11 protein-coding genes are annotated in these 13,098 nt (G+C 70.0%); 8 read left to right on the top strand and 3 right to left on the bottom strand.

Annotated features, from left to right (window positions below; genetic code table 11):
• Positions 1-423 precede the first annotated feature (423 nt).
• On the bottom strand, positions 424-2,982 hold the full coding sequence (gene otsB / locus QSK10_RS03335; RefSeq protein WP_285661078.1) for a trehalose-phosphatase: 2,559 nt from the start codon (positions 2,980-2,982) through the stop codon (positions 424-426).
• An 82-nt stretch (positions 2,983-3,064) separates the two neighbouring features.
• The gene (locus QSK10_RS03330; RefSeq protein ID WP_285661077.1) at positions 3,065-4,510 is read right to left on the bottom strand and encodes an alpha,alpha-trehalose-phosphate synthase (UDP-forming); all 1,446 of its coding nucleotides are present in this window, start codon (positions 4,508-4,510) and stop codon (positions 3,065-3,067) included.
• 287 nt (positions 4,511-4,797) lie between these two features.
• On the opposite strand from QSK10_RS03330, the gene QSK10_RS03325 reads away from it, so the two are divergent.
• The 8 genes from QSK10_RS03325 (at position 4,798) to QSK10_RS03290 (ending at position 10,918) form a co-directional block, all read left to right on the top strand.
• The gene (locus QSK10_RS03325) at positions 4,798-5,169 is read left to right on the top strand and encodes a GntR family transcriptional regulator (RefSeq protein WP_285661076.1); all 372 of its coding nucleotides are present in this window, start codon (positions 4,798-4,800) and stop codon (positions 5,167-5,169) included.
• Entirely contained in the window at positions 5,166-6,044 is an 879-nt protein-coding gene (locus QSK10_RS03320) for an ABC transporter ATP-binding protein (RefSeq protein ID WP_285661075.1), read from the top strand. Before QSK10_RS03325 ends, QSK10_RS03320 begins: the two co-directional genes overlap by 4 nt.
• Positions 6,041-6,778 carry a hypothetical protein gene (locus QSK10_RS03315; RefSeq protein WP_285661074.1) on the top strand — a complete coding sequence of 246 codons (738 nt, stop codon included), beginning with the start codon at positions 6,041-6,043 and terminating at the stop codon, positions 6,776-6,778. The genes QSK10_RS03320 and QSK10_RS03315 overlap by 4 nt, the downstream gene beginning before the upstream one ends.
• Positions 6,779-6,891: 113 nt before the next feature.
• Positions 6,892-8,583 (top strand): energy-dependent translational throttle protein EttA, encoded by a 1,692-nt coding sequence (gene ettA, locus QSK10_RS03310; protein ID WP_285661073.1) that lies wholly within the window; start codon positions 6,892-6,894, stop codon positions 8,581-8,583.
• Between the two features lies 1 nt (position 8,584).
• Complete coding sequence (locus QSK10_RS03305; RefSeq protein ID WP_285661072.1) at positions 8,585-9,013, top strand: acyl-CoA thioesterase; 429 nt, start codon at positions 8,585-8,587, stop codon at positions 9,011-9,013.
• A 2-nt stretch (positions 9,014-9,015) separates the two neighbouring features.
• Positions 9,016-9,582 (top strand): DUF8185 domain-containing protein, encoded by a 567-nt coding sequence (locus QSK10_RS03300; RefSeq protein ID WP_285661071.1) that lies wholly within the window; start codon positions 9,016-9,018, stop codon positions 9,580-9,582.
• 70 nt (positions 9,583-9,652) lie between these two features.
• Positions 9,653-10,120, top strand: coding sequence for a hypothetical protein (locus QSK10_RS03295; RefSeq protein ID WP_285661070.1), 468 nt, complete (start codon positions 9,653-9,655; stop codon positions 10,118-10,120).
• A gap of 186 nt (positions 10,121-10,306) precedes the next feature.
• A complete protein-coding gene (locus QSK10_RS03290) occupies positions 10,307-10,918 on the top strand; it encodes a type III secretion system chaperone family protein (protein ID WP_285661069.1) in 612 nt (203 codons plus the stop codon).
• Positions 10,919-11,616: 698 nt separating this feature from the next.
• On the opposite strand, the gene QSK10_RS03285 is transcribed toward QSK10_RS03290, so the two are convergent.
• Positions 11,617-13,065 carry a M1 family metallopeptidase gene (locus QSK10_RS03285; protein WP_285661068.1) on the bottom strand — a complete coding sequence of 483 codons (1,449 nt, stop codon included), beginning with the start codon at positions 13,063-13,065 and terminating at the stop codon, positions 11,617-11,619.
• Positions 13,066-13,098 lie beyond the last annotated feature (33 nt).

Raw genomic sequence — 13,098 nt, 5'->3', positions numbered from 1 at the left:
GGGGCGAATTTCGATCTGGACCCTATGTGGACGGTGCCCGACTGCGCCATTTGTACTTAATGTCTTATTTGCGGGCCGGTGTAACGATTCAGGCCGGTAAAAGTGACGGGCGGAACCGCATGGTGAATGAAGGGAAAAATTGTCACAGCCTCGCTGTGGCGTCACACGGACGTTGACGCTACGTGGCCTCGTGACAAGCCGCTTCCACGCGATTGTGAATAAGCACTGTCCACGGCGATCGTATGCCACACCGCCCGCCCGCGTGGGACCCCGCCGCGCGGGTCGCCGGTGAGCGTGGCGGAGAACACCCAGGTGGCGGTGCCGGACCGGGACGCGCGAGGTCACCCGATCGGGGCGCACCCGTCCGGGTGACGCGCGTGCGGCCCCGCCGGGGACGACGGGGCCGCGCGAGAGGAAACGGGGTCAGGCGTCCAGCAGCAGGGCGCAGTGCACGAAGCCCAGGTGCGAGTAGGCCTGCGGGTGGTTGCCCAGCCCGCGCTCGGCCAGCGGGTCCCACTGCTCGGGGAACAGGCCCGTCGGCCCGGCCTGGTCGATGAGCTGCGTGAACAGCTCCTCGGCGTCGGCGCGCCGCCCGATCTTCAGGTAGGACTCGATCAGCCAGGCCGCGCAGATCAGGAAGCCGCCCTCCACACCGGGCAGGCCGTCGTCGCGCTTGTACCGGTACACCGCCGAACCGCTGCGCAGGGCCGCCTCGGTGGCCTCCACGGTGTCGATGAAGCGCTGGTCGGCCGGGTCCAGCAGCCCCGTCAGCCCGATCCACAGGGTCGCCGCGTCCAAGTCCGGCTCGCCGTAAGCCGCGGTGTAGGTCCGCAAGTTCTCGTCCCAGCCGTGCTCCAGCACGTTCTCCGCGATCGCCGCCCGCAGCCCCGCCCAGCTCTCCTTGCGGGGCAGGCCGTGCCGGTCGGCGAGCTGGATCGCCTTGTCGATGGTGAACCAGCACATGACCTTGGAGTACACGTGATGACGCGGGGGCTGCGGGGCCTCCCAGATGCCGTGGTCGGGCTCGTGCCAGCGGCGCTCGACGGCGTCGGCCATCGCCAGGATGACCTCGGCCTCGAAGTCGGTCAGCCGCCCGCGCAGGTCGGCCACCGCCGCCACCAGGTCGGCCACCGGCCCGAACACGTCGAGCTGGACCTGCTTGTTCGCGTTGTTGTTGACCCGCACCGGACGCGAACCCGCGTAACCCGGCAGGGTGTCGATGATGCCCTCGGGCGGCAGCGAACCGCCGTCGATCGTGTACAGCGGCGACAGCCACTCCGGGTGGCCCCCGGTGGACTCCAGGACGCCCGCGCACCACTTCAGGAACCGCTCGGCCTCCGGCAGCGAGCCCAGCTCCACCAGCGCCCGCGCGCTCATCGCCCCGTCGCGGAACCAGCAGTAGCGGTAGTCCCAGTTGCGGACGCCGCCCAGGTCCTCCGGCAGCGACGTGGTCGCCGCCGCCAGGATCGCCCCCGTCGGCTCGTAGCAGAGCGCGCGCAGGGCCAGCGCGCTGCGCATCACCATGTCCCGCTTCAGGCGCGGCAGGTTCAGCTTCGCCGCCCAGTCCCGCCAGTGCGCCTCGCTGCCCTCGCGGCGCTCGCCCACCGGCAGCGCCGAGTCGCTCAGGTCATTGGACCCGCAGCGCATCTCCAGGGCCACGTGCCCGCCGAACGCGGTGAGGTCCACGGTGGCCGTCGCGGTGTCGTTCTGGCCGTCGGAGGTCACCTCCCACTCCACGCCCGGGGCACGCAGCACCAGCGGCTCGTTGTAGCCCAGCATCAGCAGGCCGTCGCCGAGCGGCTGGAGCCGCACCGGCAGCGAACCGAACTCCGGGCGCGGCGCGAAGGTCACCCGAGCGGTGCCGTTGCCCGACAGTTCCCGGACCAGCGTCGTGGAGTGCGCGTCACCGGCCTCAAGGTGCGTCCGGTCGAGCCAGTCGGTGACCGTCAGGCCCGACCAGCGGGTCTCCACGCTCATCGTCTCGTGCCGGTAGCGCTGCCCCAGCGGCAGGCCGCCGCCGACGGGTTCCACCGTGAAGTGCCCGGCGGTCGTCCCGCCCAGCAGGTCGGCGAACAGCGCGCCGGAGTCGGGCTTGGGGTGGCACATCCAGGTGATCCGGGCGTCGGGGGTCACCAGCGCGTTGGCCGCCCCGTCGGCCAGCATCGAGTGCCGCTCGATCAGCACCGACTGCTCGCCGTAGAGCCAGCCCCGGCGGATCTGCAGCAGATCGGCCAGGACGTGGGCGACGTCCTCGGTGTCGTCGACGCGGTGGCGGGCCAGCGTCTCGCCCTCGCCGACGCGGATGCCCATGTCAGGCCCGTGCAGGTGCGCGAAGGCGTTCTCGTCGGTGACGTCATCGCCGATGAACAGCACCGCCGAGGCGCCCAGCTGCGAGCGCAGGGCGTCCAGCGCGGTGCCCTTGTGGGTGGTCATCACCGACAGGTCGACGACCTCCTTGCCCTCGGTCGACTGCACGTCGTCCCACGAACCCGGCCCGGCCTGGATCGCGGCGAGGACCTCGGCGGCCACGTCGCGGGGGGCGGTGCGGGTGTGGACGGCGATGCCGGCGGGCTTGGGCTCCAGTCGCACGCCCTCCTTGTCCCGGACCAGGTCGGCCACCGCCGCGTAGATCTTGTCGCGCAGGGTGACCTGCTCCGGGGTCAGCGCATGGGTGAAGGAGACGTCGAACTCCGAGCCGTGACTGCCGACGAGGTGGATCTCGCTGGGCAGCCGGCTGAGGGCGGCCAGGTCGCGCAGCGCGCGGCCGGAGATCACCGCGACCTTCGTCTGCGGGAGCGTGGCCAGCGCGCGCAGCGCGGCCACCGTCTCCGGCAGCGGCGCGGCCTTGGCCGGGTCGGTGACGATCGGCGCGAGGGTCCCGTCGTAGTCGCAGGCGATCAGCAACTGCGGGGTTCTGGCCAGGTTGGCCAGACACGCGCGAAGTTCGGGGTCCATGGAAGGGGACATAATTGGCTCGGTCATGCCTGAAGGCTCCTGCGGGCGCGTCGAGTCACCCGAGAGCAGGCACTCCGCGGGCGAAGATCGTTTCGGACATGTTCAAGTGTTATTGCGGTTTTGTTTCAATATGGCCGGGATTGTACGCGGTGGCCGGAGAGGGGACGCCGAGCGCCGTCAGGAATCCGTTGGCCCAGTGGCGGACGTCGTGCCCGCGAAGATACCGGCGCATCCCCCGCATCCTGCGCACCCGATCCATCGGATCGGCCTCCACCGCCGTCATCAGGGTCGCCTTGAGCCCGTCGAGGTCGTGCGGATTGACCTGATAGGCCTGCCGCAGCTCACCGGCCGCGCCGGCGAACTCCGACAGCAGCAGCGTGCCGCCCAGATCGGTGCGGGAGGCCACGTACTCCTTCGCCACGAGATTCATGCCGTCCCGCAACGGCGTCACCATCATCACGTCGGCCGCCAGGTACAGCGCGGCCAGCTCGTCACGGCGATACGACTGGTGCAGGTAATGCACCGCCGGACGCCCGACCCGGCCGAAATCGCCGTTGATCCGGCCCACCTCGCGTTCCACGTTCGAGCGCAGCGCCTTGTAGTGCTCCACCCGCTCCCGGCTCGGCGTGGCCACCTGCACCATCACCGCGTCCGGGACCCGCAGCCGGCCTTCGGCCAGCAGCTCCCGGAACGCCTTCAATCGTTGCTCGATGCCCTTGGTGTAGTCCAGCCGGTCCACCCCGAGGATGACCGTCTCGGGATCGCCGAGGTTCTCCCGCAGCTCCCGCGCCCGCTGCTGCACCGGCGTGCTCACCGCCACCGACTCCATGGCGGCCACGTCGATGGAGATCGGGAAGGCGTCGGCGCGGACCACGCGCTCGCCGAACTCCACGGTCTTCCCGCGGGGCTGGAGGGCGAACAGGTGCCGGGTCAGGCGCAGGAAGTTCTGCGCGGCCAGGGGCCGCTGGAAGCCGACCAGGTCGGCGCCGAGCAGCCCGTCCAGCAGCTCCAGGCGCTTGGGCAGCTGCATGAACAGCTCCACCGGCGGGAACGGGATGTGCAGGAAGAAGCCGATGCGCACGTCCGGCCGCCGTCGCCGCAGCATCGCCGGGACGAGCTGGAGCTGGTAGTCCTGCACCCACACCACCGCGCCCGGCGCGGCCACCTCGGCGGCGCGCTCGGCGAAGCGCTCGTTGACCCGGACGTAGGCGTCCCACCAGGGCCGGTGGAAGACCGGCGGCTCGACCGCGTCGTGGTAGAGCGGCCACAGCGTGGCGTTGGAGAAGCCCTCGTAGTAGGAGGTGAGCTCATCGGCGGTCAGCGCCACCGGGCTCAGCCGCATCCCGTCCAGCTCGAAGGGATCGGGCGCCTCGCCGGTGCCGCCGGCCCAGCCGATCCACGTGCCCTTCTCGGCCTGGAGCACCGGTTGCAGGGCCGTGACCAGGCCGCCCGGGCTCTGCCGCCACTCCCTGCCCTCGTCGGTGATCACCTCGTCGACCGGCAGCCGGTTGGCCACCACGACGAAGGAGCTGCCCTCACCCGCGTAAGACGACACCTGGCGGTTCCTCCTCGTTCGTTCGCGTGCAGCGGGACGTGCCGGGACGGGCGCCTGGGCCGCGAGCGGCGACACGGCGTCACCGGCGACTCGGCATCGAGTCTACGGGCGGCGCGGGCGCCACTCCGTTTTTCACCGGCTCGGGTGGCCCTTGATCCCACCTCGCGGGACGTCCTTGATCGACTTCTCTACCCCGGCGGCCGGAATCCATGCCTCGTGTTGCGGGTCGGGTTCGTCACAGCTATGGTTCATTACATGAGTAACGAACCCCAGAAGGGACGGTCCTGGTGTTCGACGACCGCACGCCGATCTACCAGCAGATCGCGGCACGGCTCAAACAGGACATCCTCGACGGCACCCTCGCCGAGGGCGACCAGGTGATGTCCACCAACCAGTTCGCCACCTACTACCGGATCAACCCCGCCACCGCCGCCAAGGGCTTCCACCAGCTCGTCGACGAAGGCGTCCTCTACAAGAAGCGCGGCCTGGGCATGTACGTCACCGACGGCGCCCGCGCCAAACTCCTCGCCGAACGCCGCGAGCGCTTCTTCAGCGACATGGTCGACCCCATGGCCGCCGAGGCGGGCCTCATCGGCGTCCCCCTGGCCGACGTCGTCGCACACCTGGAAGGCATCGAAGAGCGAAGGAGCCGGATGTGAGCGGCCTCGGCGTCGAGACCGGCGCGCTGACCAAGTCCTACGGCGACGTCACCGCCCTCGACGGGGTGGACCTCAGCCTCGAACCCGGCAAGATCTACGGCCTCCTCGGCCGCAACGGCTCCGGGAAGTCCACCCTCATGTCCATCCTCGCCGCCTTCCAGCGGCCCGACTCCGGCACCGTCCGCGTCGGCGGGCACGACCCCTACGAGAACGGCGACGTCACCTCCCAGATCGCGCTGATCCGCGAATCCGGCGACATCCCCCAGGCCAGCGTCCGCCGCGTCCTTGGCTACCTCGCCACCCTGCGGCCGGCCTGGGACACCGACTACGCCCACCACCTCGCCGAACGCTTCGGCCTGCCCATGCGCCGCCACGCCCAGCGCCTCTCCCGGGGCCAGAAGGCCGCCCTGGCCTGCGTCATCGGCCTGGCCACCCGCTGCCCGCTGACCATGCTCGACGAGGTCACCCTCGGCCTGGACGCCCCCGCCCGCTACCTGTTCCAGGAGGAACTGCTCGCCGACTACGTCGAGCACCCCCGCACCATCGTGATCTCCACGCACCACATCGCCGAGTTCGGCGACCTCTTCGAGGAGGTGCTGATCCTGGACCGCGGCCGCCTCATCGTCCACGACACCGCCGACGGCCTGCGCGAGCGCGGCGTGTCGGTCACCGGGCCCGCCGAGACCGTCGACCGCTTCGCCGTCGGCCTGCACGTCCTGGGCGAGCAGATCCTCGGCGGCACCAAGCGCATCACCCTCTACAGCCACCCCGGCCAGGACCTGGAGCGCCAGGCCCGCGTCGCCGGTCTCGAACTGGGCAGCCTGCCCCTCCAGGACCTCTTCGTGCACCTGACCACCGGGAAGGACGCCCAGTGAGCTCCCTCGCCACCCCTTGGCCGCGGCAGCTGCGCGGCACCTACCTCGCCATCATTTACGGCAACGCCTGGTACTGGTGGGCATGGGCGGTCCTGATCCTCGTCTACGTCCTCATCGCCGCGGCCATCGGCCTGTGGGGCTCCATCGACATCAGCCTGTGGGAGTCCTCGCTGAACTCCGCGCGCGGCACCATGGGCGCCGTCGGGGTGATGCTCACACCGGTGATCATGCCCCTCGTCGTCGCGCAGGGCGTCACCCGGCGGACCTTCGCGCTCGCCGCGATCCTCAGCGTGGTCTCGATGGCGGTGGTCTCATCGCTGCTGATCGTGCTCGGCAACGCCGGGGAGGCCCTCATCTACCGGCTGAACGACATCCCGCAGGTCTTCCAGAGCGCGCACCTGTACTCCGGGCCCGGGCAGTACCACCTGGTGTTCACCGAGGCGCTGCTCATGCAGCTGGGCTACGTGATGGGCGGCTGGGCGATCGGCACGTTCTTCTACCGCTTCGGGCCGTGGCTGGGGATCCTGCTGATCCCCGTGGGCGTCCTCCCGGCCGTGCTCACCGAGATGCTGGTCAGCCGCGGCGGCTGGTTCGGCGACGGGTTCGTGCTGGACTTCTCCCGGGAATGGCCCGCGTGGGCGGTGGCGTTGACGGCGGTGGGGGGCCTGGCCGTGATGTTCCTGATACTGCGCGGCCTGCTGATCGGGACTCCACTGCGTCAGCGCAAGAGCTGAACCGCCCTGGTTTGGTGGTCGGCCGGGCGGCTTGACAGTATTGAGGCCGCCTCGCCGCCGCCGAAGGGGCGCGCGGGCATCCGACGACGATTTCTGTGAGGTAAGACGCCGCTGTGGCTCAGTACATTTACACCCTGGTCAAGGCCCGCCGTGCGCTCGGCGAAAAGGTCGTCCTCGATGACGTGACGCTCTACTTCATTCCCGGCGCGAAGATCGGCGTGGTCGGCCCGAACGGCGCCGGTAAGTCGAGCCTGCTGAAGGTCATGGCCGGCATCGACCAGGTCTCCAACGGCGAGGCGACCCTCATGCCCGGTTACACCGTGGGCATGCTGGCGCAGGAGCCGCCGCTGAACGAGGAGAAGACGGTCCTGGAGAACGTCCAGGAGGCCGTCGCCGGCGTTCGCGCGAAGCTGGCCCGCTTCAACGAGATCGCCGAGGAGCTCGGCACCAACTACACCGACGAGCTCATGGACGAGATGGGCAAGCTCCAGGAGGAGCTCGACCACGCCGACGCGTGGGACCTCGACTCCAAGCTGGAGCAGGCCATGGACGCCCTGCGCTGCCCGCCCGGCGAGGAGATGGTGACCCACCTCTCCGGTGGTGAGCGCCGCCGCGTCGCGCTGTGCAAGCTCCTGCTGGAGCAGCCCGACCTGCTGCTGCTCGACGAGCCCACCAACCACCTGGACGCCGAGTCGGTCCTGTGGCTGGAGCAGCACCTGGCCGCCTACCCCGGCACCGTCGTGGCCATCACCCACGACCGGTACTTCCTCGACCACGTCGCCGAGTGGATCCTGGAGCTCGACCGCGGCCGCGCCTACCCCTACGAGGGCAACTACTCCACCTACCTGGAGAAGAAGGCCGAGCGCCTCAAGGTCGAGGGCCGCAAGGACGTCAAGCTCCAGAAGCGCCTCAAGGACGAGCTGGAGTGGGTCCGCTCCAACGCCAAGGCCCGCCAGACCAAGTCCAAGTCGCGCCTGGCGCGCTACGAGGAGATGGCCGCCGAGGCCGAGAAGACCCGCAAGCTGGACTTCGAGGAGATCCAGATCCCGCCGGGCCCGCGCCTGGGCAACACCGTCATCGAGGTCAACGACCTGGTCAAGGGCTTCGACGGGCGCACCCTCATCGACGGGCTGAACTTCTCGCTGCCCCGCAACGGCATCGTTGGCATCATCGGTCCCAACGGCGTCGGCAAGACCACGCTGTTCAAGACCATCGTCGGCATCGAGAAGCCCGACGCGGGTTCGGTGAAGGTCGGCGAGACGGTCCAGCTGTCCTACGTCGACCAGTCCCGCGAGGGCCTGGCCACCGACAAGAACGTGTGGGAGACCGTCTCCGACGGCCTCGACCACCTCATGGTCGGCCGGGTCGAGATGCCCTCGCGCGCCTACGTGGCCGCCTTCGGCTTCAAGGGCCCCGACCAGCAGAAGCCGACCAAGGTCCTCTCCGGCGGTGAGCGCAACCGGCTGAACCTGGCCCTGACGCTCAAGCAGGGCGGCAACGTCCTCCTGCTCGACGAGCCCACCAACGACCTGGACGTGGAGACCCTCGGCTCGCTGGAGAACGCGCTCCTGGAGTTCCCCGGCTGCGCCGTGGTCATCTCCCACGACCGCATGTTCCTCGACCGAGTCGCCACCCACATCCTGGCCTGGGAGGGCGAGGACGTGCCGGGCGAGGAGTGGCCGACGCCGAAGTGGTACTGGTTCGAGGGCAACTTCGAGTCCTACGAGAAGAACAAGGTCGACCGGCTCGGCCCGGAGGCCGCCAAGCCGCACCGCGTCACCCACCGCAAGCTCACCCGGGACTGACATGGCCCGGTACGTCTACCACTGCCCGCTGCGCTGGAGCGACATGGACGCGTTCCAGCACGTGAACAACGCGCGCTTCCTCACCCTCTACGAAGAGGCGCGCGTCGCGCTCATGTTCAACGCGGCGAAGCAGCACGGGCTCACGTCCTTCGCCGAGGGCGTGGTCATCGCCCGCCACGAGATCGACTACCTGCGTCCGGTGGACTACGGGATCGGCTCCGGCGAAGGGCACAAGAGCCCGGAGGTGCGCATCGAGCTGTGGGTCCACGAGATCCGCAACTCGGCCTTCGTGGTGGACTACGAGCTCTTCGACGACGGGCGGGTCGCCTCGCGCGCCCGCTCCGTCCTCGTCCCGTTCGACCTGGAGGCCAAGCGCCCCCGGCGCATCAACGACGCCGAGCGCGCCTTCCTTGAGGCCTTCCGGGAATGACGGTGTCGATCGATCCCGTCGCCGACTTCGCGCGGCGGGTCATGAGGTTCAGTCCGGACGGGCTGGTGCGCACCCGCGCCAGCGCGTCCGGCACCGCCCGGCTGTGGGCGGTCCTGCCGTTCAAGGCACTGGTGTGCCTGGACCTGCCGGTGCCCTTCGAGGGCGATGTCGTGGTGAGCGCCGCCGACCTGGCGGCGGGCGGGGCCTCCCCGTCCCGGCGGCACGAGATGGAGTGGCGCACCACCCTCCCGGCCACCGACGGGCGCGTCATCGAGACCGTCCCGGCCGCCGACCTGCGCCGCGTCGACGCCGCCGCGGCCGAGACCCTGCGCGCCCGCCGCGGGCAGGGCGTGGGCGACCGGCGGCTGCGCGACGCGCTGCTGGACCACGTCGCGCTCACCGTCGAAGGCGAGCACGAGGTCCCCCTGCGCCTGGTCACCGCGCTGTTCCGGATGGGCCTGCACACCGGCGAGGAGCCGGTGTCGGTGCGCCTGGCCGGACGCCGCATCGGCCTCGCCGGGTCGCGCGGCATCGCCTGGGGCATGGACCCCGGCCTGCGGCTGCTCTAGCGTCACCTTCTTCTCACGCGGCGTGCGCGTGCGCGCACTGTCTACCGTGTGCGGCGAAGGAGGCTCAATCGTGAAGAAATACCTCATTGTGACCGGGCTCACCGTCGTCGCCCTGGTGCTGGCGGCCTGCAACCGGGCCCCGTCGGTGGACGCCCCGGCACCGGCCGTCTCCGGCTCGTCGAGCCACGGCACCTCGGCGAACCCGAGCACGAACCCCAGTGACCACACCCGTCCCGGCTCCGACAAGAGCGACGGTCCCGCCAACCCCGGCAAGCCCGCCGGCGCGGTCAACGTGGTCCTCAAGCTCACCGGCAAGGGCGACGCCTACGGCGTGGAGTACGCCGTCGGGACCGCCAAGGAGACCGTCACCTCCGCGAAGCTGCCGTGGGGCCACCAGCTCAAGGCGAACCCCGGCGACACCGTCACCCTGCGCGCGACCACCACGTCCGGCGCGGTGACCTGCGCGATCCTCGTCGACGGCAAAGAGGCCGACACGTCGAGCGGTTCGGTGGCGTCCTGCTCGTACACCATCCCCTGACCGGGGGTTTCGCGGTGAACGGCGGGTTCCAGGCGCATGAGCCGGGGATCCGCCGTTCGGCCGGTTTTCGGGCGTATCAGGCGTGATCGACCCCGCCGACCCTGGTCGCGCGAGCGACCCGCCGGTACGTTCGCAGAGGCGCCCTTCGATGGGCTACACGGGAGACGGCAGACCAAGGGGATTCACATGGCATGGTGGCGAGGCCGCCGCACGGGGCAGGAGAACGAGAAGCGGCAGGACGCCGAGACCACGAAGGTCCCCGTCCAGCGCGCCTCCGCGGAGGACCTGCTGATGCAGCAGGTGCGCGTTCCTGACGGCCTGGACCCGAACCTGGCCGCCGACCTCGACCGGCTCACCCAGAACGCGGTCCGCGCGACCACCGTCCGCCGCATCACCACCGAGCGGATCACCGAGTCGCTCAAGCGCCTCAAGATCCGCTACCTGACCGACGAGCACGGCGCCGTCCTGGCGATGTGGGAGCGGCACGTCCTCCAGATCGCCTGCGAGGGTCCCTCCAACGAGATCCTCGTCCTGCGCGCCCGCGCCTACGCCACCGTCGCCCCCGACTGGGCCGAACGCGCCTACACCGCCGTCAACGAGTGGAACCGCACCCGCCGCTTCCTGAAGGCCTACGTCGGCATCGAGACCGAGAGCGGCCAGTTCCCGCTCTACGGCGAGGTCCAGCTCCCGCTGGTGCCCGGCCTGCACGACGCCCTCCTGGACGAGGTCATCGACTGCGCCGCCGCCGTGTCGGGGTCGTGGGTCGACTGGCTGTACGACGAGGGCGCGGTTCTCTAGAGACTTTCCCCCACCCCCTGGCCCCGGCTCGGCCGAATCCCCCCTTGGCCGGGCCGGGGCGTTTATAAAGGTCGGCTGACCGCGAATGAAGAGGCCCGGTGGCTCCGCGAATGCGGGGGCACCGGGCTGATTCGTGTGGTGAAGCTCTACGCGCGCGTGCGGCGGCGCAATCAACCCGGTCGGCCACGACACCACCGGGTGCCAAAAGCTAAGGCCGCTTCCGGCTCGGGGGAAATGTTTTGAGTTCCCGGGGTCCAGGGGACGGAGTTCCCTGGTGGGGGTCCAGGGGGCAAAGCCCCTTGGGCACCAAGCAGAGCCGCAGGCAAACCACGGCCGCAAGTCCCGCACACCCGTGAAAAGAGAGCCGGGGCGGCGCCCCGGCTCTCCCTTTGAGCGAGTGACACCTGCGGTGTCACCTCGCCTCACGGCCGTCTTGGTCGAGGTAGCAGGCGCTTCGCCCTGCACCAGACCAGGGCCTTGCCCTGGACCCACCAGGGAACTCCGTCCCCTGGACCCCGGAAATCAAAACACTTCCCCCGAGCCGGAGGCGTTCTTTGTTCCTCGGCACACGGTGATTCGTGGCCAACCGGGTTGGTTGCGCCGCTGCACGCGCGCGTACTTCTTCACCACACGGTCAAAACACTTCCCCTCGCGTGGGTTCTCACCCTTGCGTCTCGGGTTCGGTGTCCAGCCCCGAGCTAAGGCGTCTTCTTCGAGTCCAGCCACTCGTCAATGAACCCGGACATGTCCTCCCCGGCCCGTTCACTGACGAACTTCGTGAAACTCTCCCGATCCTGCGTGCTGTTCTTCTGCGTCTGCACCCAGTCCCGGGCCATCTCGTCGAACTTCCCGCCGCCCATCTTCTTCCGCAGCTCGTGCAGCATCACCGCCGGGCAGATGTACACGTTGCTGGCCGCGAAGTCGCGGGCCTTGTAGTCCCCGGGCGGGCCGTACTTGTCGCGCAGCTGCTGGTCCAGTTCGCGCCAGTAGCCCCAGAGGCCGGCCTCGGTGACGTCCTTGCGCTCCTTGTCCACCCACAGGCCCTCGGTGTACATCGCGAAGCCCTCGTTCAGCCACACGTCCTTCCAGGTGCGGGGGCTGATGGCGTCGCCGAACCACTGGTGGGCGTACTCGTGGGCGAGGACCTCCTCGATCATGTCCTCCTTGGCGCCATCGCCGGAGAAGGTGACCATCTGCTGGGTCTCCATCGCCGACTCGCCGCCGACCACGACGACGCCCGCCGACTCGAACGGGTAGGGCCCGTACAGGTCCTCCAGCCATTCGATGATCTCGGGGCTGCGGCGCAGGTGCTTCTCGAACTTCTTCTTGAACTCGGCGGGGACCCAGTAGGTGAGGGGCAGGTCGTGTGGGCCCTTCTCCTCGATGAGCTCGAACTCGTCGACGGCGATGGTCGTCACGTAGCTGGCGACGGGCACCGTGGAGCGCCACTTGGACACACCGGCCTCGGTGCCGAGGTAGGTGCCGCTGGCCACGCCGGTCCAGCCCTCGGGGGCGGTGATGGCGAAGTCGTAGAGGGCCTCGTCGGACGGGTGGTCGTTCACGGGGTACCAGGTGAACGCGCCGTAGGGCTCCTGCATCGTCCAGAGCGCGCCGTCCTTCTCGACGGTGGCGCCGACGCCCTCCTTGAAGTCGGGGCGGCTCATGGGCGCGTCGGCGGGGCCGGGCTCGCCCGCGTAGGTGATGACGACGGTGACGGTCTTGTCGGCGGTCACCGCGGCGGGGACGACCAGGTCGTGGTCCTTCTGCCGCGCCTGGGCGGCGGCGCCGTCCACGGTCACCGCCGAGACCTTCAGGCGCGAGTCGAAGTCGAAGGTCATCTGGGACGCGGCCACCACGGGCCGCACGGCCAGGGTCGCCGTCCCCGACAGGAGCCGGGCCTTGGGGTCCCAGGCCAGGTCCAGCCCGTAGTGCAGGACGTCGATGTCGGCGCTGCCGTAGTCGGGGTACAGCGGGTCGGCCACGGGGTTCGAGCGGCCGGCGGAGTAGTCGGGCCCGGGCGGGGGCGCCGACGACTGCGAGGCGGTGGGGTCGGCGATCTTCGCGTCGGGCTGGCAGGCGGCCAGCGGGACGGCGATCGCCAGGGCCAGTCCGGCGGCGAGCGCACGCCGGTGGAGGGCACGGGGCACGATGGGCTCCTAAAGTGAGATGGGCTCGGGCAA

This window comes from Actinorhabdospora filicis (genome assembly GCF_030269765.1).
Lineage (GTDB): Bacteria > Actinomycetota > Actinomycetes > Mycobacteriales > Micromonosporaceae > Actinorhabdospora > Actinorhabdospora filicis.
This window is presented reverse-complemented; position numbering and strand designations above follow the sequence as displayed.

What these genes read in the sequence shown, in the direction of transcription:
- QSK10_RS03305 (WP_285661072.1), top strand. Translation starts at nt 8,585, where the DNA reads ATGGCCCGGTACGTCTACCACTGCCCGCTGCGCTGGAGCGACATGGAC.
- otsB (WP_285661078.1), bottom strand. Translation starts at nt 2,982, where the DNA reads ATGACCGAGCCAATTATGTCCCCTTCCATGGACCCCGAACTTCGCGCG.
- QSK10_RS03290 (WP_285661069.1), top strand. Translation starts at nt 10,307, where the DNA reads ATGGCATGGTGGCGAGGCCGCCGCACGGGGCAGGAGAACGAGAAGCGG.